Source organism: Micromonospora sp. B006, assembly GCF_003408515.1.
In the GTDB taxonomy this organism is placed as follows: Bacteria; Actinomycetota; Actinomycetes; order Mycobacteriales; family Micromonosporaceae; genus Micromonospora; species Micromonospora echinospora_A.
Genome location: NZ_CP030865.1, coordinates 5610156 through 5631009, shown reverse-complemented (window position 1 = coordinate 5631009; position 20854 = coordinate 5610156). Strand labels below are relative to the sequence as shown.

The window sequence follows — 20854 nt, the reverse complement described above, 5'->3', positions numbered from 1 at the left end:
CTACCCGGCGTCGACGGCGGCCAGCACCGTCATCGCCTCGCGTTCGCGGACGGCCAGGTCGGCCAGGACCGCCGACGCGCGGGTCAGGTGGGCCGCGTCGCCGGTCCGCCCGGCGGTGGCGAGGTGGTCGGCGAAGGCGGTCCACAGCGGCGCGATGTCGGCGTACATCAGCTGTGCCCGCCGCAGCCGCGCGTCGCCGGTGACGGCGGCGGCCTCGGCGAGGAAGTCCCGGTACATGGCGCGGAACAGCGCGCCGCCGGTGCCGCCCCGTTCCATGAGCGTCGCGGCGAGCGGCAGGTCGCGTGCCGGGTCGGCGGCGCGGTCCAGCCAGCGGGTCACCCGGGCGGCGGCGGTGGCGATCCCCCGGTGGCCGAGGTTGGCGATCGGCGGGTGGAGGAACGCCCCGGCGTTGGCGCGTACCGCCGCGCGGACGGCGGCGGCCAGGTCCGGCGGGCCGCCGGGCGCGGTGAGCGTGTACGACAGGTGGCGCGCGGTCATCGGCCCCCGCGCGGCGCGCGCCCGGGCGAGGCTGTCCAGCGTGGTGGTCACCGCGCCGCCCTGCTGGGCGGTGTCGACCAGGTGGGCGTGGGTGTCGTCGTAGCCGTACATGGCGACGGTGTGCCCGCCGAAGTGGACCCGGGTGGTGAAGTAGTCGAGGTGGTACGAGTCCAGTTGCAGGCCGACCGGCTGCCCGGCGTCCAGCGCCTCGGTGACGTCGCGCCACGCCCTGGCCGCGGACGTCGTCTCCCGTACGCGCAGGTCCAGGCCGAGGCGGTCGGCGGCGGCCCCGGTCACGCACAGCGGCTTGGTACGCCCGCCGAGGAACGGCACGTCCATGCTCCTGGCGTCCCAGTAGACGAAGCCGAGCCCTTCGCCGAGGCCGAACAGCATCGGCTCGGACAGGTCCAGGCCCGCGTGCCGGGTCAGCACGCCGAGCGTGGTGGTCTCGCAGTGCAGTCCGGGGCGAGGCGTCACGTCGTCGAGGATCACGCGGGCTCCTGTTCCGTCGTCACGCCGACGGCGTCCGGGTCGGGCCCGGCGGGCGGGGACAGCAGCGGGCGCAGCGGCCCGTCGCCGGGGGTGCCGGGCATCCGGCGGGCCACCCCGGCGAGCAGGTCGGCGGCCTGGACGCGCGGGTCGTCGCGCGAGTCGGTCATCACCAGCCCGGCCAGCGGTGACGGGTGGGCCGGGTCGCCGGCGGCCAGCGCCGCCTGGAGGCGGCGCAGCCGGTCCTCGGTGAGCGCGCTCTGCTCGTCGTGGATCACCAGCACCCGCCGCCGGCCGGCGCTCCAGTGCAGGACGGTCTCGGCCAGCGCCGGCAGCAGCGGTTCGAGCGGCGGCGGGATCGTCCGGTCGCCCGCGTACAACCGGGCCTGCACGGCGGCTACCCGGGCCGGGTCGAGCGCGTCGAGGACCGCGCCGGCCTGCGCGTCGACGAGGTGACGCAGCAGCGCGTCCCGGGCGGCGAAGAACCGTGCCACGCTCCGGTCGTCCGCCCGGTCCCGCCGCTTGGTGCGCAGCATCTCGACCACGGCAGCGAGGAAGCCCGCCCAGTCGGGCCCGGCCGCCCGCCCGGCCCGGTGCAGCGCTATCGCGGCCGGACGCCGGTCACCGGCGAGGCGGGTGCCCGCCGCGTACGACGGCTCGGCCAGCAGCAGGTCGACGACCCGGGTGACGAGGAAGAACTCCTTGTCGACCAGGTGCACGTGCGCCCGGCCGCGCAGCGCCGACAGGAACCACTCCACCGCCTCGGCGGCTCCGCGGCGGCGCAGGAACTGCCGGGACTTGACCTCGTCGGGCGAGAACCGGAACCCGGACCGCAGCGTACGGATCAGATCGGCGGCCTCGTCGCGGCTCAGGTCGACACTGGCGTGGACGATCACCGGGGTGGCCGGATCGAGCAGGTTGGTGCCGGAGAAGCCGGACTCGTCGCAGGCGATCTCCAGCACCGCGCCGGTCAGCGCCGCGCCGGGTGGCAGCCCGCCCTGCAGCGGCAGCCTCGCGCCCGTCGACCTCGCCATGCCGACCATGCTCGCCCACCCGGCCCGCGGCGGACCAGCGGTTAACCCGGATCGGGTCGGCGGCAGGTCGTGAAGCCTCATTCCACCGGCCGGTAGATCGCGGTCAGGCGCGGCAGGCGGGCGCGCATCTGCTCGTCGTCGTCGAAGTCGAAGTCGTCGCCGGCCGGGTCGGTCGGCGTCCGCCCGGGAGCCGCCCGGTCGGCGGCGTCGAGCGCCTCCCAGAACGCGTCAGTGCCGCCGCCGGTCGCCTGGGCGTAGGCGTCGCCCGCCGCGCTCAGCACCGCCTCACACTCGACCGCGTCGTCGTCAGGGTCGACGCCGGCCCCGGCGAGTGAGTCGGGATCGGCGACGGCCCGCTCCCAGACCGCCCGCCCCTGCGCGACCAGCCAGCCGCGGAAGTAGTCGAATCCGTCGTCCGAGCAGCCGCCGCGCATCAGATAGGCGGCCGCCCACAGGTCCCAGCGCCACCCCTCCAGATTCACGTCGTCGTACGCCTGCTCGAAGCCCACTATCGTCGCCGGACTCAGCACCGACAGCTGCGCGACCAGGTGCCGGGCCACCGCGTCGGCCCCCTCGGCGGTGACCGTCTCACGCCCTGCGGCGCGACGTGCCCGCTCCACGATCTCCCAGAACGTCTCCCGATCCACGGCGGGACCGTACGCCGGCCCACCGACAAGCTGTCAGCGGCCGTGTCAGCGCCGTGTCAGGGCGGTGGCGGCGCGGCCGCCGATGGTGGTCGCATGACGAGTTCAGCGATAGCGGTCTCCGGACTGCGCAAGGCGTACAAGGACCGGGTGGTGCTCGACGGCATCGACCTGGACGTCCCCGCCGGGACGATCTTCTGCCTGCTCGGGCCGAACGGGGCCGGCAAGACGACAGCCATCAACATCCTGACCACGCTGATCCGCGCCGACGCCGGATCGGTGCGGGTCGCCGGGCACGACGTGGTCACCGAGGCCAGGGCGGTCCGCGCGGCGATCGGCGTGACCGGACAGTTCGCGGCGGTGGACGAACTGCTCACCGGGCGGGAGAACCTGCAACTGATGGTCGACCTCGGCCCGCGCAACCGGGTGACCGGCAAGCGGGTCATCGCCGAGCTGCTGGAACGGTTCGACCTGGTCGAGGCCGCCGACAAGCCGGTGTCGACGTACTCCGGGGGCATGCGCCGCAAGCTGGACCTGGCGATGACGCTCGTCGGCGAGCCGCGGATCATCTTCCTGGACGAGCCGACGACCGGCCTGGACCCGCGCAGCCGCCGCACCATGTGGTCGATCATCAGGGAGCTGGTGGCCGGTGGCGTGACAGTCTTCCTCACCACCCAGTACCTGGACGAGGCCGACCGCCTCGCCGACCGGATCGCGGTGCTCGACCAGGGCCGGCTGGTCGCCCAGGGCACGCCGGAGGAGCTGAAGCGCCGGATCCCCGGTACGCACGTGCGGTTGCGGTTCGGCAGCGTCGCCGAACTCGACGCGGCCGCGCGGGTGCTGCCCGACGCCGTACGCGACGAGGAGGCGCTGGCCCTGCGGGTGCCCGGCGACGGCGGAACCGCGTCGCTGCGCGCCCTGCTCGACCGGCTCGACGCGCACGCGATCAGCGCCGACGACCTGTCCGTCCAGACCCCCGACCTCGACGACGTCTTCCTGGCCCTGACGGGCCGTACCCCGGAGGTGGCCGCCAAATGAGCCAGAACCACTCGGTCGTCATGCTGCGCCGCAACCTGACGCACCTGCGCCGCAACCCGACCTCGGTGTTCAACGCGGTGCTGATGCCGATCATCGTGATGCTGATGTTCGTGTACATGCTCGGCGACGCGTTCTCCGTCGGCGTCGACTACGTCGACTACGCGACGCCGGGCCTGATGCTGCTCGCGGTCTGCTACGGCCTCGGCGGCACCGCGACGTCGGTCAGCTCCGACATGACCAAGGGCATCATCAACCGGTTCAAGGTCATGCACGTCTCCCGGGGCGCGGTGCTGACCGGCCACGTCGTCGCCACGGTGCTGACGAACGTCTTCGCGGTCGCGGCGCTGGTCGGGGTGGCGTTCCTGCTCGGCTTCCGCCCGGCCGCCGATCCCCTGCACTGGCTCGGCGTGGCCGGCATGGTGGTGCTGCTCAGCGTCGCGGTCAGCTGGTTCACCGTCGCGCTGGGCCTGTTCGCCAAGTCGCCGGAGTCGGCGGGCATGGCCGCCGTGCCGCTGGTCCTGCTGCCGTTCTTCAGCAGCGCGATCGTGCCCGCGGACAAGATGGGACCGGGAGTGCGGCAGTTCGCCGAGTACCAGCCGTTCACGCCGATCATCGAGACGCTGCGTGGCCTGCTCGACGGCGCGCCGTCGGCCGGCGACGTGATCCCCGCGCTCGCCTGGTCCGCGGGCATCGCGGTGGTCGGCTACCTGTGGGCGCGGTCCACGTTCACGAAGCGAGCGTGACCTCGACCAGCCGCTCCCAGCCGGTCTCCCGGCCCTGGGCGACCGCCTCGGCGTACCCCGCGTCGCCGAGGCGGTCGCGGGCCGCCGCCTCGATGCGGGGCACGTCGGGGTGGGTGCGGTCGGGCTGCCCGCGTACCGCGGTGGCGGCGCCGAGCAGCCGCGCCGCCTGGTCCGGCCGGTCCAGCCGCACCGCCAGGTCCGCGACACCGACGAGCACCTGCGCGGTCAGCGGCGCGTAGCCACCCTCGCGCGCCGCCCGGCACGCCGCCGCCCGATGGGTACGCGACAGCTCGACGTCCTCGGCCAGGTAGCCCAGCAGATCCTGGGTGCCCGCCCGGACACTGGCCAGGTCCGCCTCGTCGCCGAGCAGCGCCGACACGGACCGCAACTGCGCGTACGCCTCGGCCGCGTCGCCGTCGTGGCGGGCCAGGTACGCCCGGACCAGCGCCAGTTCGGCCAGCGCGCCCGGCCAGGCGACCCCGGCGGCGAGCCGGTGCGCCTCGGCCAGCGCGTCGGTGCTCGCCGCCTCGTCGCCGCCGAGCCGGTACAGCCAGGACAGCCGCGCCCGCATCCGGATCACGTCCTCGACGGCACCGACCTCGGTGACCGCCGTGACCGCCTGCTCGTAGTAGTCGCAGGCGGCGGCGACGTCACCGCGCACGGCGATCAGCTCGGCCAGTTCGCTGAGCGCGAACGAGATCCCGAAGCGTTCGCCCACCGCCCGGAACTCGGCGAGCGCCTGCCGCAGGCACGCCTCCGCCTGCGCCGCCTCGATACCGAGAATGACCCGCAGCTTGCCCAGGTGCAGCCGGGCCAGCGCGCGTACCCACGGGTCCTCGTGGTCGAGCAGCGACTCCCAGGCGGGCAGCAGCGCGTCCGGCTCCCGCAGCATGCGCTCCATCGGCACGACCAGGGCCAGCTCCGGGTGACCGCCGCGGCCCTCCCCGCTCAACCGGTACGCCTTGTGGATCCACTCCGCCGCGTGCTGCGCGTCGCCCGGGCCGGAGCTGAGGAACAGCACCACGAGTCCGTACACCACGGCGCGGATGTGGTCGGGCACGTCGCCGGGCGCCTCGGTGGCCGCGATGATCAGTTCCATGCCCTCGGTCCGGTGGCCGCCGAGCCACCAGTACCAGCCGGCGCCGGCCGCGAGCCGCATCGCCGCGCGTCCCTCACCCGCGGCGAGCGCGCCGCGCATCGCGGCGGTGATGTTGTCGTGCTCGGCTTCGAGCCGGGCGAGCCAGGTGAGCTGGTCGGCGCGGCGCAGCCGCGGCTCGGCCGTCTCGGCCAGCTCGGTGAAGTACTCCAGGTGCGCGCGGCGGGCGAGGTCCTCCTCCCCGGCCTCGACGAGCCGCTGCGCGGCGTACTCCTTGATCGTGCCGAGCATGCGGTAGCGCGGCGCGACGTCGCCGGCGGCGACCAGCAGCGACTTCTCGGTCAGCGCGGTGAGCAGGTCGAGCACGTCGCCCGGCTCGACGGCGCCGCCGGCGCAGACCCGCTCGGCCGCGTCCAGGCTCGCCCCGCCGGAGAACACCGACAGCCGGCGCAGCGCCGCGCGTTCGGCGTCGGTGAGCAGTTCCCAGCTCCAGTCGACCATCGCGCGCAGGGTCCGGTGCCGGGGCAGGGCGGTCCGGCTGCCGCCGGTGAGCAGCCGGAACCGGTCGTCGAGCCGGGTGGCGAGCTGGTCGACGGACATGGTGCGCAGCCGCGCCGCGGCCAGCTCGATCGCCAGCGGCATGCCGTCGAGCGCGCGGCAGATCCGCGCCATCGTCGTCGCCGTGCGGGCATCGGACGCGAGGTCCCGGCGGACCGCGGCGGCCCGGTCCCGCAGCAGGCGGACGGCGGGCGACGACTCGACCTCGGCGACCGCGGCGTCCCCGTCCGGCAGGCCCAGCGGCGCGACCGGCCACAACACCTCACCGGTGATGCCGAGCGGTTCCCGGCTGGTGGCCAGGATCCGCAGCCGCCGGCACTCGCCGAGCAGCCGGTGGGCCAGCGCCGCCGCCTGCTCCACGACGTGTTCGCAGTTGTCCAGGATCAGCAGCATCTCCCGGTCCCGGATCGCCGCGACGAGCCGGTCGGCCGGCTCCACGCTGCTCGCGTCGCCGAGCAGCGCGTCGCGCAGGCCGAGCCCGGAGATCGTCGCCTGCACCACGTCCCCGTCGGCGCTGACGGCGGCGAACTCCACCAGCCACACGCCGTCCGGCAGGTCGCCCGTCAGCCGGCGCCCGGTCTCGGTGGCCAGCCTGGTCTTTCCCGAGCCGCCCGGGCCGGTCAGGGTGGTGAGCCGGTGTTCGGTCACCAGGGCCCCGACCGCGACGAGATCGTCGTCGCGGCCCACGAAGCTGGTCAGCTCGGCGCGCAGGTTGGTCCGGCGCGTCCGGTCCCGGCGTCCCGTCTCGCCGCGCAGCACCGCGACGTGCAGCGCCGACAGCTCCGGTGACGGGTCGACGCCGAGCGCGTCGGCGAGCGCGTCCGCGGTGCGCCGGTAGACGAGCAGCGCCTCGCTGTCCCGGCCGGTCGCGGCGAGCGCGCGCATCAGCGCCATGGCGAGCCGCTCGCGCACCGGATGCGCGGCCACCAGGTCGGTCAGCTCCGCGATCAGGCCGGTCTCGTCGCCGCCGAGCCCGATCTCGGCGTCGAACCGGTCCTCCGTCGCGGTCAGGCGCAGCCGTTCCAGCCGGGTGGCCGCCGCGTCGAGCGCCACGCTGCCGGTCAGGCCGACGTCCCGCAACGCGTCGCCGCGCCACAGGCCCAGCGCCTCACGCAGCAGCCGCACCCGCTGCGGCCGGTCGCCGTCGCGGGCCCGGGGCAGGAGACGTTCGAACCGTACGGCGTCGACGGCGTCGGGCTCGACGGCGAGCCGGTAGCCGTCCGGCAGCCCGTCGACAGTGCCCGCCGGCAGCGCCTTGCGCAGCCGCGAGACGAGGCGTTGCAGCGCGTTCGTCGCGTCGGCGGGCGGCTGGTCGCCCCAGATCCAGTCGAGGAGCGTCGTCTTCGGGACCACCTGGCCGGGGTGGAGCGCGAGGGCGGCCAGCAGCCCGCGCAGCCGCGCGCCCGGCACGTCGGCCGGGACGCCGCCGTCCGTGGTGACCTGGAACGGCCCGAGCAACCCGATCTGCACCCGGCCGATCCTGCCACGCCCGGCGGTTCGGTCCCGTCCGCCGGGCGCGGGGTCAGGTGGCCAGCCGCAGGTGCCGGCGCTGTCGCAGTCGTACCGCGGCGGCCACCACGACCGCGAGGGTGAGCACGGCCGCGAAGAAGAGCCCGTGTGCCAGCCCGCGGGTGAGGTAGCCGCCGTCGGTGTGGTCGACGGCGTACGTGGCGATCTCGCGGCTGAACCAGAACGGCAACGCGCGGGTGGCGCTGCCCGCCGGGTCCATCACCATCTGGAGACCGACCACTGTCAGCAGCACCAGCGTGCCCTCCATCTCGCGCGGCAGTACGGCGCTCAGCAGCAGGCCGAACGGCACCGACACGAACACGGTCAGCGCCATGATCAGCGCGACCGCGCCGTACCGCACGTCGCGCTGGTCGGCCAGGACAAGCAGGAAGTACGGGGTGGAGAGCAGCACGCCGACGGTCCAGAGCGCGAGCAGCCGGCCGAGCACCAGATGCCGGCTGCCGTAGCCGGAGAGCCGCAGGCGGGGTTCCATGCCCCGCGCCGCGCTGCCCGCGAACAGCGCGGCGGTGCTGAGCGCCCAGGCCAGGCCGAGACAGACGAAGCGGATCGACTGCCCGAGAAAGTCGCCGCGGCGGCTCAGGTAGAAGGCCAGCGGCATCAGCAGCAGGATGACCAGCACGGTACGGCGACGCAGCAGCTCGCGCAGGGCGGCCTCGGCCACCACGAGGGTCCGGCTCACGCGTCACGCTCCCCGGAAAGATCAAGCACGACGTCGACGCGGTCGAGCTGGTTGAGCAGGTGGGTGACGACCACGACGGCCTTGCCGGCGTCGCGCCACCGCCACACCTCGTGCCAGAAGTCGAGGTAGGTGCCCCTGTCGAACCCCTGGTAGGGCTCGTCGAGCAGCAGCACGTCCGGCTCGCCGAGCCGGGCCAGCACCAGGTTGAGCTTCTGCCGCGTGCCGCCGGAGAGGTGCCGCGCCTGGGTGCGTCGCGGCGGTGTCCACTCCAGCCCGGCCGCCTCCGCGCGCCCGGCCCGCCGCGCCGCCGTCCGGCCCAGCCCTCGGCCGGCGCCGATCAGCACGAAGTGCTCGTCGGGGCTGAGGAACTCGGCGGTGCCGCCGTCCTGCGGGCAGTAGCCGAGCGTGCCGTGGACGTCGACGGTGCCGGTGTCCGGGCTGAGCAGGCCGGCGCAGATCCGCAGGAAAGTGCTCTTGCCGGCCCCGTTGGCGCCGACCACCGCCGCGATCTCGCCCGCCCGGACGGTGAGGTCGACCCGGTCCAGGACGGTCCGCCCGCGATAACGCTTCGTGATGCCCTGGGCGGTGAGCCGTACCGGGCCGGGCTGGCGGCGCGGCGGCCGTACGTCGGGGCCGCCGAGGCTGTCGACCACCGCACGGGCGTACGCCTGCGGCGCGCCGAAGACCCGCAGCGGCGGCTCCCCGCTGTCGAGCAGATGGGTGGCCGCCTCGGCGACGACGTGACCGGTCAGATCAGGCCCCACCCCGTGCCGGCGCAGCTCGCCGGTGAGGGCGGCGAGCCAGAGGTCGTGGTTCACCGCTTCGGCTCCTCGCTCAGTATCGTGCCCACGCTCGACGCGAAGGCGCTCCAGTCGATCGCGGCCGCCCGCAACGCCGCGCTGCCTTCCGGGCTGATCCGGTAGTACTTCCGCGCGGGGCCGGTGCCGCCCTCCCGCCAGTGCGCGGTGAGCAGGCCGGAGCGCTGCAACCGCAGCAGCACCGGGTAGAGGGTGCCGCCCTGCACGGCGCCCAGGCCGTGGGCCCGCAGCGCCTGGGACAGCTCGTAGCCGTAGGACTCGCCCCGGCTCAGCAGCGCGAGCACGCAGAGGTCGAGCACCCCGCGCAGCCACTGCGCCCGTCGTTCCTGGTTCATCCCGCTCCTGACGCGACGTCTACACCGGACGACGGTAGCGCCGCCATCTAGGTAGCGCAACCACCTAGTACGGGCGTCTCCGGGCGGCGGATCCTGATAAGTTGCGCGCTCCGCAAGGGGTTCGACGGGGGAATACGCATGTCCGACACGGGGGCCGGGTCCGATCAGGGAACGGCGGGGGACGCGGAACCGCCCGCAGTGGTTGCGTGGTCGGCCCCGCCGTACGGGCCGTACCCACCGCCCGGTCCGCCGTCGACCGGCCGCAACCGCGGTCTGGTCATTGCCGTCGCGGCGCTGAGCGTGCTGCTGCTGGTGACGTGCTCGGGCCTGATCGGCAGCGCGTTCCTGCTGGGTTCCTCGCCGCGCCAGGCGTCCGAGCCGGAGCCGGCCGCGCCGCCGGTGGCGCCCTGGCGATCGTCCGGCACGACGCCCACGCCGGGTTCGACGGCGAGCGTGGAGCCGTCGACGCGCGGGCCGCAGCCCAGCGACTTCCCGGCGGCGAAGATCTCCGACCTGAACGACGTGTGCGACGGCGTCCGCTACTTCCCGCAGTCGCCGAAGCGCGCCGGAGCGGCGCCGCACCCGGTGGCGCTGCTCGTCGGCACCGACATGGGCACGGGCCGCCGCCACGACCAGGTCTACTTCTACGACGAGGGCCTGTCGAAGCGGGTGGAACGGACCTGGGCGTCGGAGGACCCGAAGGTCGTGCAGATGGTCGCCTGCCTGGACCGGACGAGCACCGGCGCGACGATCCGCAAGTGCCGCTACGACGACCCGAAGCCGGACACGCTGACGCTGCTGAAGGCCACCTACCGCCTACGGGTGTACGAGGTAGCGACCGGGCGCAGACTGCTGGACAAGACCATGGGCGGCGACGACCAGCAGTGCCCGTACGTGGTCCTGTTCGGACCGGACAAGAAGATCTACGCCGAGGTCAGCCACCGGTCGCTGCTCTCCGCGCTGCGCAACCTCGTCAAGCGGTAGGCGGCGCGGCCGGTCAGCGGAAGGCCGCGTGACCGGTGAGCGTCTGCCCGATGATGAGCTGGTGCACCTCGGAGGTGCCCTCGTAGGTGAGCACCGACTCCAGGTTGTTCGCGTGCCGCAGCACCGGGTAGTCGAGCGTGATGCCGGCCGCGCCGAGGATCGTCCGGCACTCGCGGGCGATGGCGATGGCCTCCCGCACGCTGTTGAGCTTGCCCAGGCTGATCTGCCGGTGGTCCAGCGTGCCCGCGTCCTTGAGGGCGCCGATCTGCATCGCCAGCAGCATCCCCTTGCCCAGTTCCAGCGCCATGTCGGCGAGCTTGAGCTGGGTGGCCTGGTACGCGGCGAGCGGCTTGTCGAAGATCTGCCGGCTGCGGGCGTACGCGACTGTGGTCTGCAGGCAGTCGTGCGCGGCGCCGAGCGCGCCGAAGACGATACCGAAGCGGGCCTCGTTGAGGCAGGTCAGCGGCCCGGACAGGCCGGCCGCGCCGGGCAGCATCGCGTCGGCGGGCAGCCGGACGTCGTCGAGGACCAGCTCGGAGGTCACCGAGGCGCGCAGGGAGAGCTTGCGGGTGATCTCCGGCGCGGTGAACCCGGGCGTGCCGGCCGGGACGACGAAGCCCCGGATGCCCTCGTCGGTGCGGGCCCACACCACGGCGACGTCGGCCACCGAGCCGTTGGTGATCCACATCTTGGTGCCGTTGAGCACCCAGTCGCCGCCGTCGCGGCGGGCCCGGGTGAGCATGCCGGCCGGGTCCGAGCCGACGTCCGGTTCGGTCAGCCCGAAGCAGCCGATCGCCTCGCCGGCGGCCATCCGGGGCAGCCACTCGCGCTTCTGCTCCTCGGAGCCGAACCGCCAGATGGCGTACATGGCCAGCGAGCCCTGCACCGAGACCAGGGACCGCAGGCCCGAGTCGCCCGCCTCCAGCTCGAAACAGGCGAGGCCGTACGCGACGGCCGAGGTGCCGGCGCAGCCGTAGCCCTCCAGGTGCATCCCGAGCACGCCCAGCTCACCGAGTTCCCGGGCCAGCTCCCGCACCGGCAGCCGGCCCGCCTCGTACCAGCCGGCGACCTCGGGCCGGATCCGCCGGTCCACGAAGCCGCGCACGGCGGCCTGGAGTTCCCGGGTGTCGTCGTCGACGAGCGTGTCCACACCGAAGTAGTCGAGGGCGGACGCGGGGACGGTCAGTGTCACGTACGGGTTCCTTCCAGGTGGGCGAGGACGCCGCGGGCCACGGCGACGGCCATCGCGTCGAGCGCGTCGGTGGTCATCGCCGCCATGTGCGGCGTGGCGAGGACGCGGGGGTGGCGCAGCATCGGGTCGTCGGCGGCGGGCGGTTCGGGCGCGAACACGTCGACCGCGTAGCCGCGCAGCCGGCCGGCGTCGAGCGCGGCGAGCACCGCCGCGCCGTCCACCACCCCGGCCCGCGCAGTGTTGACGAGCAGCGCGTGCGGCCGCATCCGGGCCAGCGCGGCGGCGCCGATCAGGCCGGTGGTCGACGGCGTCTGGGGCACGTGCAGGCTGACCACGTCCGATTCGGCGAGCAGCCCGTCCAGGTCCACCAGGTGTACGCCGTCCGGCGGCTCGGTGACCGCCACGTCGTACCCGAGGACGGTCATGCCCATCCCGCGGGCGCGGGCGGCGACGCCCCGGCCGATCGCGCCGAGGCCGACGAGTCCCAGCGTGCGGCCGGTGAGCATGGCGCCGGTCAGTCCGGCGGCGACGACCGAACCGGGAAGTGACCGGCCGGGCGGGAATCCGCCGGCGGCCAGCGTCGCCACGGCGGGGGTGAGCTGCCGGGCGAGCGCGAGCGCGGCCAGCACGACGAACTCGGCCACCGACTCGGCGTTGGCGCCGGGCGTGCCGACCACCGGGACGCCGAACCGTTGCGCGGCGGCCAGGTCGATGCCGTCCAGCCCGGCGCCGTGCCGGCCGACGACCTTGAGCCGGGGCGCGGCCTCCAGCATCGCGGCGGTCACCGGTGAGGAGCGCACCACGAGCGCGTCGGCGGTGGCGAGCGGCCCGGCGGCGAGCGCGGCGGGGTCGGTGAGGTGGGCGACGCGTACCTCACCGGCGGCGTGCAGCAGCCGCATCCCGGCCTCGGCGATGGGCTCGGTGAGCAGGATCTGAGGGGACATTGCCGTCCTTACCAGCCGGTGTAGCAGGTCACCGGCACGCTGTAGAAGTCGCGGGCGTAGCCGCCCTGCTCGCGGGGGCCGTGGTTGGAGGCCCCGGTGCCGCCGAACGGCAGGTGCAGTTCGGTGCCGGCGGTGGGCAGGTTGACGGTGACGATGCCGGCGCGGGCGTCGCGCTTGAACCGTTCGGCGGCGGACAGGGAGGTGGTGACGATCCCGGCGGACAGCCCGTAGTCGGTGTCGTTGGCCAGCTCGATCGCCTCGTCGAGGTCGTCGGCGCGGATCACGCAGGACACCGGGCCGAAGATCTCCTCCCGGGCCACCCGCATGTCGTTGTGCGCGCCGACGAGCAGGGTGGGCCGCATGAACTGCCCGTCGTGCGTACCGCCGGCCGCCACCGCCGCGCCCTCGTCGCGTCCGATCCGGACGTAGTCGAGGTTCTGGTCGAGCTGGCCGGCGCTGACCACCGGGCCGAGCTGGCTGTCCGGGTCGAGCGGGTCGCCGACGCGCAGCGCCCGCGTCGCCTCGGCCAGCGCCGCGACGAACCGGTCGTGGATGCCGGCCGTCACGATCAGCCGGCTGGAGGCGGTGCAGCGCTGGCCGGTGCTGAAGAAGCTGCCGTCCAGCGCGCAGCGCACCGCCACGTCCAGGTCGGCGTCGTCGCAGACCACGAGCGGGTTCTTGCCACCCATCTCCAGCTGGAACCGCTTGTTGCCGTGCGCGATGCAGCGCTGGGCGACGTGCGCGCCGGTGCGGGTGCCGCCGGTGAACGAGATGCCGTCGAGTCCGTCGCTGGTGAGCAGTTCCTCCCCGACCACCGAGCCGGGGCCGACGACCAGGTTGAACACGCCGGGCGGGACACCGGCGCCGGCGATGATCCGGGCGAGTTCCCCGGCGCTGGCGGGAACCAGCTCGGCGGGTTTGAGTACGACCGTGTTGCCGTACGCGAGCGCCGGCGCGACCTTCCACGCCGGGATCGCCAGCGGGTAGTTCCACGGCGTGATGATCCCGACCGCGCCCAGTGGACGGCGGCGGACCTCGGCGTGCACGTTGCGCCGGGTGGAGGCGTAGACCTCACCGGTGGGCTGGAGCAGCTGGTGGGCGTAGTAGCGGAACGTCTGGCCGGCGCGGACGACCTCGCCGCGGGCCTCGGCGAGCAGCTTGCCCTCCTCGCGGGCGAGCAGCACGGCGAGTTCGTCGGCGCGGTCCAGGATGGTGCCGCCGATCCGGTCCAGCATCCGCATCCGGTCGCCGACGGGCAGCTCCGCCCATCCGGGACCGGCCCGGCGGGCCGCCTCGACCGCCGCGCGGGCGGTGTCCCGGTCGGCCACCGTGTACTCGCTGACGACCTCGCCGGGGCGGGCCGGGTTCAGGTTCGGCCGGCGTTCGCCGTCGACCCACTCGCCGTCGACCAGGTTGCGGTGGTACGGAACCGACACGTCTACCGCCCCGCGCCGACGGCGGCTACCGGTTCGCCCTGCGGGTCGGCGTTCTCCGGGAAGTGGCAGGCGACCTGGTGGCCGGCGCCGGTGAGCTTCGGCGTCTCGGTCGCGCAGATGTCCTGCGCCTTCCAGCAGCGGGTCCGGAAGCGGCAGCCGGACGGCGGGTTCAGCGGGCTCGGCACGTCACCGCTGAGGATCACGCGCCGGCGCTCGGTCTCGACCAGGGGATCGGGGATCGGCACCGCCGAGAGCAGGGCCTGGGTGTACGGGTGGCGCGGCCGGTCGTACATGTCCTCGCACTCCCCCACCTCCACGACCGAGCCGAGGTACATCACCGCGATGCGGTCGCAGAGGTGCCGTACGACGGCCAGGTCGTGGGCGATGAACATCATGGTCAGGCCCAGTTCCTCCTGGAGTTCCTCCAGCAGGTTGACGATCTGCGCCTGCACCGAGACGTCGAGCGCGGAGACCGGCTCGTCGGCGACGATGAACTGCGGGTTGCTGACCAGGGCGCGTGCGATGCCCACGCGCTGGCGCTGGCCGCCGGAGAACTCGTGCGGGTACCTGTCGTGCCACTTCTCGCTGAGCCCGACCATCTGCATGGTCTGCAGCGCCTTGGTCCGCCGCCCGGCCGCCGGCAGGCCGGAGTGCACGAGCAGCGGCTCCTCGATCAGCTCGCCGACGGTCATCCGGGGGTTCAGCGAGGCGAACGGGTCCTGGAAGATCATCTGCATCTGCCGGCGCATGGCCCGCATCCGCCGCCGGTCCAGCGTGGTCAGTTCGGTGCCGTCGAACGTGACGGTGCCCTGGCTGGGCTTGAGCAGCTGGAGAATGGCGCGGCCGGTGGTGGACTTGCCGCAGCCGGACTCGCCGACCACGCCGATGATCTCGCCGCGCCGGACGTCCAGGTCCACGCCGGAGACCGCGCGCAGCCGGGCCGGCAGCAGCGAGCCGCGCACCGGCACCTTGAAGTCGACGGCCAGGTCACGCACGCGCAGCAGCGGGTCCGGGGCGGTGTCGGGGGTGGGGGTCATCAGCGCACCTCCGCGCTCTGGTCGGCGAAGCGGTCCTCGGTGGTCAGCCAGCCGCCCTGGTCCGCCGGGCGCATGCCCCAGCAGCGGGTGAGCTGGTCGCGGCCCGGCACTGTGGTCAGGCCGGGCGCCTTGTCCTGGCATACGTCGCGGCCGTGGACGCAACGCGGCGCGAAGCGGCAGCCGGGCGGGATCTCCGACAGCTCCGGCGGGCGGCCGGCGATCGGGCGCAGCTTGCCGCCCCGGGCCTGGTCGAGGCGGGGCACCGAGCCGAGCAGACCCCAGGTGTACGGCATCTGCGGCTGGTGGAACAGGTCGACGGTCCCGGCGCGCTCGACGATCTGGCCGGCGTACATGACGTTGACGCGCTCGGCCATGCCGGCGACCACGCCGAGGTCGTGGGTGATGAGCAGGACCGCGGTGCGCGTCTCCAGGGCCAGTTCCCGCAGCAGGTCCAGCACCTGCGCCTGGATGGTGACGTCGAGCGCGGTGGTGATCTCGTCGGCGAGGATCAGTCGCGGCCGGCAGGAGAGCGCCATGGCGATCATGACGCGTTGCCGCATGCCGCCGGAGAGCTGGTGCGGGTACGAGCTGAGCCGGGTATCCGCCGCCGGGATGCGCACCATGTCCAGCAGCTCGACCGCCCGCTTGCGCGCGGCCCGGCGGCTCATCCCGAGGTGCAGTTCCAGCGCCTCGGTCATCTGCCGGCCCACCGTCAGCACCGGGTTCAGCGAGGTCATCGGATCCTGGAAGATCATCGAGATGCCCTTGCCGCGCACCGCGCGCAGGTCCCGCGCGGACAGTCGCAGCAGGTCCCGTCCCTCGAAGAGCACCTGGCCACCGGTCACCTGGCCGGCCGGCGGCACGATCAGGCCCATGATGGACTGAGCGGTCGCCGACTTCCCGCAGCCGGACTCGCCGACGAGGGCGACCATCTCCCCTGCGTCGACAGTGAACGACACCCCGTCCACCGCCGTCACCGAGCCCCGCGCGCCGCGGAATTCGGTGCGCAGATCCCGGACCTCCAACAAGGCCATCGATCCCCCTGAGTTAAACTCCCGAACGCCACCATTCGTCATCCGGGAGTGTTGCACAGACGATGTTCGTCGTCTAGGCTCCCGGCAGCGACGAATTCCGTCACTAAGAGTTGGAGCGAGATGGCATCCAAGAGCTCGATCGAGAAAGATCGCAGCATCATCCGGGAGCTCGTTCAGGATCCACGGCAGACGAACGTCGCACTGGCGGCGAAGGTCGGCCTCTCCGAGGGATCCGTACGACGCCGGGTGGAACGGCTTGTCACCGAGGGTCAGCTGCAGTTCGCCGCGATTCCCAGCGCCGCCTTCATGGGGCGGCCGGTGCACACGCTGTTCGAGATCCAGAGCGCTCCGGGTGCCACAGAAAGGCTCATCGACAAGCTCGCCGGGATGCCGGAGATCGCGTACGTCTACCACGTGACCGGCCAGTTCGACATCATCGCCGTCGGCTACTTCGCCTCCAGCAACGCCATGCGGCGGTTCTGGACGGAGCGGCTGGGCAACCTCGACGGGGTGATGGAGAGCCGGTCGGTGATGGTGCTACGGGTCGCCAAGCGCGCGCACGAGTGGGCGCGTGACATCGCCGTCACGGGGGACGAGGAAGCCGGCTGGGACGCGGAAGCCGACCCCGGCACACCCGGCGCAGACACCTGACCGACCGGAGAAACCTGCAATGCTGCGCATCACGTTGACCCGTCTCTTATCGGTTATTCCAGTCCTTTTCGGGATCTCGGTGATCTCATTCCTGGTCATCCGCATGATTCCCGGCGACGTGATCAGCTCGATCATGGGTCAGGACTTCGGCGACCCCGCTATCGAGGCGGAGATGCGCCGCTACTTCGGGCTCGACATGCCCGTGTACGAGCAGTTCCTGAGGTGGCTCGGCGCCCTCGTCCAGGGCGACTTCGGCACCTCGATGCGCACCGGCCAGCCGGTGCTGGAAGAGATCATGCAGCGCCTTCCGTCCACGCTGCTGCTGGCCGTGTCGGCGCTGCTGGTCTCGATCCTCATCTCCATCCCGCTCGGCGTGCTCAGCGCCACCAAGCGCAACGGGCTGCTGGACGCCACCACCCGGGTCGGCTCGCTGGTCGGGCTGTCGCTGCCGAACTTCTGGCTCGGCATCCTGCTGGTGTACGTCTTCTCGGTGTCGCTGGGCTGGCTGCCGTCCCAGGGCGCGGGTGAGGGTGAGGGCTTCTGGGGCACCCTGAAGCACCTCATCCTCCCCGCCGTGACGCTCGGCTCCAGCCTCGCCGCGATCAGCATGCGGATGACCCGCTCCAGCATGCTGGAGGTGCTCAACCAGGACTACGTGCGCACCGCCCGGTCCAAGGGCCTCGCCGAGCGCGTGGTCATGGCCCGGCACGCGCTGCGCAACTCGCTGATCCCGGTCGTGACGGTGCTGGGCATCCAGGCCGGCGCGCTGCTGGGCGGCACGGTCATCGTCGAGCAGGTGTTCGCCTGGCCGGGCCTGGGGACGATGGTCATCCGCGGCATCTCCCAGCGCGACTACCCGGTCGTCCAGGGCACCCTGCTCTTCCTGGCCTTCTTCTACGTCGTCGTCAACTTCCTCGTAGACCTCATCTACACCTACCTGGATCCGAGGTTGCGCAGTGGTCACTGACACCGCCCCCGACCGCCGCCCCGCCGAGGCGGCGTCCACTCGCAAGACCTCCCGCAACCTGGAGGTGCTGCGCCTGATCTGGCGCGACCGGGTGGGCGCCATCGGCCTGGTCATCGTGGTGCTGATGGTCGCCGCGGCGGCGCTGGCCCCGCTCATCGCCCCGTACGACCCGACCGCCATGTCCAACCAGCGGCTCGCCGCGCCCGGCGGCGACTTCCTGCTCGGCGCCGACGAGGCCGGCCGCGACCTGCTCAGCCGGGCCCTGTACGGCGCACGCACCTCGCTGACCGTCAGCCTGATCGTGGTGACCTGCGCGGGCGCGATCGGCGTCCTGCTCGGACTGCTCGCCGGCTTCTACCGGGGCTTCCTCGACGCGATCATCACCCCGGCCACCGACATCATGTTCGCCTTCCCCACGCTGCTGCTCGCGCTGGCGGTCGTCGCCGCCCGGGGCCCCGGCACGGAGAACCTGATCCTGGCCCTGATCCTCGTGTTCATCCCGAGCTTCGCCCGCGTCGTACGCGGCACGGCGATGTCGGTGCGCCGCGAGCCGTACGTGGAGTCCGGCCAGGCGGTCGGGCTCACCAACACCCGGCTGATCTTCAAGTACATCCTGCCCAACTCGGTCGCCCCGATCGCGGTGCAGTTCACCACGAGCCTCGCCACCGCCATCCTGGTCGAGGCGTCACTGGGCTACCTCGGGCTCGGCGTGCAGCCGCCCCAGCCGTCCTGGGGGTCGATGCTCTCCAGCGGCAAGGCGTTCATGGAGATGTCGATCTGGCCGTCCGTCGTCCCCGGCGTCTGCATCATGATCGCGGTGCTGGGCTTCAACCTGCTGGGCGACACCCTTCGCGACGTGCTCGACCCGCGACTGCGCGGCCGTTCCGGCCGCTGACCCCTCGCACCCCGGCAAGGAGCAACGTGGAAACCATCGACGAACACCTGGTTCGTCAACTGTCGGAATGGTCGGCGGGCGCCGCGGCGCCCGCCGACCCGTCGCCGGACGTCGAGGTCGACGCCGGTCTGCTGCTGGACTACTTCGACGCCCAGATCCAGAGCCGCCACCTCGACCTCGCGCTGCGGTGGCTGCAGTCGAAACGGGAGGGCTTCTACACGATCGGGTCCAGCGGCCACGAGAGCAACGCCGCTGTCGCGCTGGCCCTGCGCCCGACCGACCCGGCGCTGCTGCACTACCGGTCCGGCGGCTTCTACGCCGCCCGGGCCGGCCAGGTCCCCGGCTCCACCCCGGTCACCGACGTGCTGCACTCGGCCGCCGCGTCCCGGCGGGACCCGATCTCCGGCGGCCGGCACAAGGTCTTCGGGCACCGGGCGCTGAACGTCATCCCGCAGACCTCGACGATCGCCTCGCACCTGCCCCGCGCGATGGGCATGGCGTTCGCGCTGGACCGGCGCGTCGGCGACACCGGTTACCCGGCCGACGCGGTGGTGGTGTGCAGCTTCGGCGACGCCTCGGCCAACCACTCCACCGCGGCGGGCGCGCTGAACGCCGTCGGATGGGCCGCTCACCAGGGGCTCGGGATGCCGGTGCTGTTCGTCTGCGAGGACAACGGCATCGGCATCAGCACCCGGTCCCCGCAGGGCTGGGTGGACCGGATGCTGTCCGCGCTACCAGGCCTGGACTACACCGCCGCCGACGGCGCCGATCCCGCACGGCTGCTCGCCGTCGCGGGCGAGGTGGCCGATCGGGTACGCGCCGGACGCCGTCCCGCCGTGCTGCACCTGCGCACGGTCCGGTTCATGGGCCATGCCGGCTCCGACGCCGAGCTGGCGTACCGGTCCCGGTCGGAGATCCTCGCCGACTACGCCCGCGACCCGCTGCTGGCCACGGCGGCGGTGCTGGCCCGGCGCGGCATCCTCGCCCCGGCCGAGAGCCTGGCCCGCTACGAGCAGGCCCGCAAGCTGGTCATGGACCAGGCCGAGGCGATGCTCGGGCGGGTCGAACGGCTGCCCGACGCGGCGGCGGTGACCGGGCCGCTCACCGAACGCGCCACCGACCGGGTCGCCGCGGCCGCCGCGCGGGCCGGCGCCGGGCGGGAGAAGGTGTTCGGCGGCCGGCTCCCCGAGTCGCGCGGGCCGCTCACGCTCGCCCAGTCGGTGAACGCCGCGCTGCACGACGCGCTGCTCACCTGGCCGCAGGCGCAGGTGTTCGGCGAGGACGTGGCACGCAAGGGCGGTGTCTACGGCGCCACCCGCGGGCTGCGCAAGGCGTTCGGCGCGAACCGCGTGTTCGACACGCTGCTGGACGAGCAGACCATCCTCGGGGTGGCGCTCGGCGGCGCGCTCGCCGGCACGCTGCCGATCCCGGAGATCCAGTACCTCGCCTACCTGCACAACGCCGAGGACCAGCTGCGCGGCGAGGCCGCCTCGCTGCGGTTCTTCTCCGACGGGCAGTACGGCAACGGCATGGTGGTCCGGATCGCCGGGCTGGCGTACCAGAAGGGGTTCGGCGGGCACTTCCACAACGACAACTCGGTGGCCGTGCTGCGGGACATCCCCGGCCTGGCGCTGGCTGTCGCCTCCCACCCGGCCACCGCGCCGGCGCTGCTGCGGCAGTGCCTCGCGCTGGCCGAGCAGGAGAAGCGGGTCTGCGTGTTCCTGGAGCCGATCGCGCTCTACCACACGCGTGACCTGCACACCGACGGCGACGGCGGCTGGCTGGCCCGGTACGCCCCGCCGGACGGGTGGGCGGACGCGGAGATCCCGCTCGGACAGGTCCGGACCGTACGCGACGGCGGTGACCTGGCGCTCGTCACGTTCGGCAACGGCGTGCCGATGAGCCTGCGGGTGGCCGAGACGCTGGCCGCCGAGCGGGGCGCCCGCGCCCGGGTCGTGGATCTGCAGTGGCTGGCGCCGCTGCCGGCCGCGAGCATGCTCGCCGCCCTCGACGGCGTACCCCGGGTGCTGGTGGTCGACGAGACCCGGGCCGGCGGCGGCGTCTCCGAGGCGGTGGTGGCCGCCCTGGTCGACGCCGGTTACCCGGGGCGGATCTCCCGCGTCAACAGCGTCGACAGCTACGTCCCGCTGGGCCCGGCGGCCGACCACGTCCTGCTCGGTGAGCACGACGTGCTGACGGCCGCCCGCGCGCTGCTCGACTGACGCACGGCACGACGAAGGCGGCCCACCGGA

The 20854-nt window shown here is 73.4% G+C and carries 19 protein-coding genes; 7 read left to right on the top strand and 12 right to left on the bottom strand.

What is annotated here, in order from left to right:
• The 3 genes from MicB006_RS25230 to MicB006_RS25220 form a co-directional block, all read right to left on the bottom strand.
• Positions 1–990, bottom strand: a complete 990-nt coding sequence (locus tag MicB006_RS25230; RefSeq protein ID WP_116509463.1) for a BtrH N-terminal domain-containing protein — start codon at positions 988–990, stop codon at positions 1–3.
• Positions 987–2021, bottom strand: coding sequence for a DUF3800 domain-containing protein (locus tag MicB006_RS25225; protein ID WP_116511791.1), 1035 nt, complete (start codon positions 2019–2021; stop codon positions 987–989). Before MicB006_RS25225 ends, MicB006_RS25230 begins: the two co-directional genes overlap by 4 nt.
• Positions 2022–2098: 77 nt before the next feature.
• Entirely contained in the window at positions 2099–2668 is a 570-nt protein-coding gene (locus MicB006_RS25220) for a DUF4240 domain-containing protein (RefSeq protein ID WP_116509462.1), read from the bottom strand.
• A gap of 93 nt (positions 2669–2761) precedes the next feature.
• Between MicB006_RS25220 and MicB006_RS25215 the strand changes: the two genes are divergently transcribed.
• Both MicB006_RS25215 and MicB006_RS25210 read left to right on the top strand, forming a co-directional pair.
• Entirely contained in the window at positions 2762–3703 is a 942-nt protein-coding gene (locus tag MicB006_RS25215) for an ATP-binding cassette domain-containing protein (protein ID WP_116509461.1), read from the top strand.
• Entirely contained in the window at positions 3700–4446 is a 747-nt protein-coding gene (locus tag MicB006_RS25210) for an ABC transporter permease (protein WP_116509460.1), read from the top strand. Before MicB006_RS25215 ends, MicB006_RS25210 begins: the two co-directional genes overlap by 4 nt.
• Here the strand turns inward: MicB006_RS25210 and MicB006_RS25205 are convergent.
• The 4 genes from MicB006_RS25205 to MicB006_RS25190 are packed head-to-tail and all read right to left on the bottom strand — an operon-like array spanning position 4430 to position 9462.
• Positions 4430–7570 carry a BTAD domain-containing putative transcriptional regulator gene (locus MicB006_RS25205; protein ID WP_116509459.1) on the bottom strand — a complete coding sequence of 1047 codons (3141 nt, stop codon included), beginning with the start codon at positions 7568–7570 and terminating at the stop codon, positions 4430–4432. The two genes, MicB006_RS25210 and MicB006_RS25205, sit on opposite strands and share 17 nt — an antisense overlap.
• Before the next feature lie 52 nt (positions 7571–7622).
• The gene (locus MicB006_RS25200) at positions 7623–8309 is read right to left on the bottom strand and encodes a hypothetical protein (RefSeq protein ID WP_116509457.1); all 687 of its coding nucleotides are present in this window, start codon (positions 8307–8309) and stop codon (positions 7623–7625) included.
• Positions 8306–9127 carry an ATP-binding cassette domain-containing protein gene (locus MicB006_RS25195; RefSeq protein ID WP_116509455.1) on the bottom strand — a complete coding sequence of 274 codons (822 nt, stop codon included), beginning with the start codon at positions 9125–9127 and terminating at the stop codon, positions 8306–8308. Before MicB006_RS25195 ends, MicB006_RS25200 begins: the two co-directional genes overlap by 4 nt.
• The gene (locus MicB006_RS25190) at positions 9124–9462 is read right to left on the bottom strand and encodes a PadR family transcriptional regulator (protein WP_116509454.1); all 339 of its coding nucleotides are present in this window, start codon (positions 9460–9462) and stop codon (positions 9124–9126) included. The genes MicB006_RS25195 and MicB006_RS25190 overlap by 4 nt, the downstream gene beginning before the upstream one ends.
• A gap of 138 nt (positions 9463–9600) precedes the next feature.
• Between MicB006_RS25190 and MicB006_RS25185 the strand changes: the two genes are divergently transcribed.
• Positions 9601–10446: a hypothetical protein gene (locus MicB006_RS25185; RefSeq protein ID WP_116509452.1), complete on the top strand. Its 846-nt coding sequence runs from the start codon at positions 9601–9603 to the stop codon at positions 10444–10446.
• Between the two features lie 13 nt (positions 10447–10459).
• On the opposite strand, the gene MicB006_RS25180 is transcribed toward MicB006_RS25185, so the two are convergent.
• Genes MicB006_RS25180 through MicB006_RS25160 form a run of 5 tightly spaced genes read right to left on the bottom strand, consistent with a single transcriptional unit; the run spans position 10460 to position 16089 of the window.
• Positions 10460–11596, bottom strand: a complete 1137-nt coding sequence (locus MicB006_RS25180; RefSeq protein WP_370013506.1) for an acyl-CoA dehydrogenase family protein — start codon at positions 11594–11596, stop codon at positions 10460–10462.
• Between the two features lie 38 nt (positions 11597–11634).
• A complete protein-coding gene (locus MicB006_RS25175; protein ID WP_116509448.1) occupies positions 11635–12582 on the bottom strand; it encodes an NAD(P)-dependent oxidoreductase in 948 nt (315 codons plus the stop codon).
• A gap of 8 nt (positions 12583–12590) precedes the next feature.
• On the bottom strand, positions 12591–14018 hold the full coding sequence (locus MicB006_RS25170) for an aldehyde dehydrogenase family protein (RefSeq protein ID WP_116509446.1): 1428 nt from the start codon (positions 14016–14018) through the stop codon (positions 12591–12593).
• A gap of 2 nt (positions 14019–14020) precedes the next feature.
• Positions 14021–15055, bottom strand: a complete 1035-nt coding sequence (locus tag MicB006_RS25165) for an ABC transporter ATP-binding protein (RefSeq protein WP_116509444.1) — start codon at positions 15053–15055, stop codon at positions 14021–14023.
• Positions 15055–16089, bottom strand: coding sequence for an ABC transporter ATP-binding protein (locus tag MicB006_RS25160; RefSeq protein ID WP_225980497.1), 1035 nt, complete (start codon positions 16087–16089; stop codon positions 15055–15057). The genes MicB006_RS25165 and MicB006_RS25160 overlap by 1 nt, the downstream gene beginning before the upstream one ends.
• 120 nt (positions 16090–16209) lie before the next feature.
• On the opposite strand from MicB006_RS25160, the gene MicB006_RS25155 reads away from it, so the two are divergent.
• Genes MicB006_RS25155 through MicB006_RS25140 form a run of 4 tightly spaced genes read left to right on the top strand, consistent with a single transcriptional unit; the run spans position 16210 to position 20824 of the window.
• Positions 16210–16740, top strand: coding sequence for an Lrp/AsnC family transcriptional regulator (locus tag MicB006_RS25155; protein WP_030499629.1), 531 nt, complete (start codon positions 16210–16212; stop codon positions 16738–16740).
• A gap of 19 nt (positions 16741–16759) precedes the next feature.
• Positions 16760–17707 carry a nickel ABC transporter permease gene (gene nikB / locus MicB006_RS25150; protein ID WP_116509443.1) on the top strand — a complete coding sequence of 316 codons (948 nt, stop codon included), beginning with the start codon at positions 16760–16762 and terminating at the stop codon, positions 17705–17707.
• Positions 17697–18602, top strand: a complete 906-nt coding sequence (locus MicB006_RS25145; protein WP_225980496.1) for an ABC transporter permease — start codon at positions 17697–17699, stop codon at positions 18600–18602. The genes nikB and MicB006_RS25145 overlap by 11 nt, the downstream gene beginning before the upstream one ends.
• 35 nt (positions 18603–18637) lie before the next feature.
• Positions 18638–20824 (top strand): thiamine pyrophosphate-dependent enzyme, encoded by a 2187-nt coding sequence (locus MicB006_RS25140; protein ID WP_370013505.1) that lies wholly within the window; start codon positions 18638–18640, stop codon positions 20822–20824.
• Positions 20825–20854 lie beyond the last annotated feature (30 nt).

Coding starts and splice junctions, on each gene's coding strand:
- MicB006_RS25225 (WP_116511791.1), bottom strand. CDS start 2,021: ATGGCGAGGTCGACGGGCGCGAGGCTGCCGCTGCAGGGCGGGCTGCCA.
- MicB006_RS25215 (WP_116509461.1), top strand. CDS start 2,762: ATGACGAGTTCAGCGATAGCGGTCTCCGGACTGCGCAAGGCGTACAAG.
- MicB006_RS25210 (WP_116509460.1), top strand. CDS start 3,700: ATGAGCCAGAACCACTCGGTCGTCATGCTGCGCCGCAACCTGACGCAC.
- MicB006_RS25190 (WP_116509454.1), bottom strand. CDS start 9,462: ATGAACCAGGAACGACGGGCGCAGTGGCTGCGCGGGGTGCTCGACCTC.
- MicB006_RS25185 (WP_116509452.1), top strand. CDS start 9,601: ATGTCCGACACGGGGGCCGGGTCCGATCAGGGAACGGCGGGGGACGCG.
- MicB006_RS25175 (WP_116509448.1), bottom strand. CDS start 12,582: ATGTCCCCTCAGATCCTGCTCACCGAGCCCATCGCCGAGGCCGGGATG.
- MicB006_RS25165 (WP_116509444.1), bottom strand. CDS start 15,055: ATGACCCCCACCCCCGACACCGCCCCGGACCCGCTGCTGCGCGTGCGT.
- MicB006_RS25160 (WP_225980497.1), bottom strand. CDS start 16,089: ATGGCCTTGTTGGAGGTCCGGGATCTGCGCACCGAATTCCGCGGCGCG.
- MicB006_RS25155 (WP_030499629.1), top strand. CDS start 16,210: ATGGCATCCAAGAGCTCGATCGAGAAAGATCGCAGCATCATCCGGGAG.
- nikB (WP_116509443.1), top strand. CDS start 16,760: ATGCTGCGCATCACGTTGACCCGTCTCTTATCGGTTATTCCAGTCCTT.